Here is a 363-nt window from a genome sequence, read left to right as displayed (position 1 = left end):
TGTTTTCAACGTTACCAATCAATTCATAGGCAGGATAATTTAAGATATATCTCATTAGTTTATTTATACTAGGAAGCCCCACATCATCAATTACAATTATTCCTCCAGTATTTATCAGCCTATTTAAATAGAAAAAATCGATCAATGTGTGGTCAAAAGTATGCCAACCATCTATGAGTGCGAAATCATATTTTCGCTTTTCATTTAATAATTGAGGAAGTGCGATTTCAGAAGGTTTTTCAATTAATTCAAAGAAATCAATATTTGCCTTCCTGAGATTTGTGATCCCTATATTTTTCCAATCAGAGGTTTGGTAGGGGTCTATAATGGTATGAGAGACATTTTTTTTGTTTTCTAGTTCTG

The 363-nt window shown here is 31.7% G+C and carries 1 protein-coding gene; it reads right to left on the bottom strand.

Annotated features, from left to right (window positions below; genetic code table 11):
- Positions 1-363, bottom strand: a 363-nt coding sequence (locus E1171_RS00130) for a class I SAM-dependent methyltransferase (RefSeq protein ID WP_187696089.1), incomplete at both ends; no start/stop codon positions are given.

The sequence above is a fragment of the Xanthovirga aplysinae genome, from assembly GCF_009711365.1.
GTDB classification, from domain to species: domain Bacteria; phylum Bacteroidota; class Bacteroidia; order Cytophagales; family Cyclobacteriaceae; genus Xanthovirga; species Xanthovirga aplysinae.
Note: the sequence above shows the minus strand (reverse complement) of the source record. Positions and strands in the feature narration are given on the sequence as shown.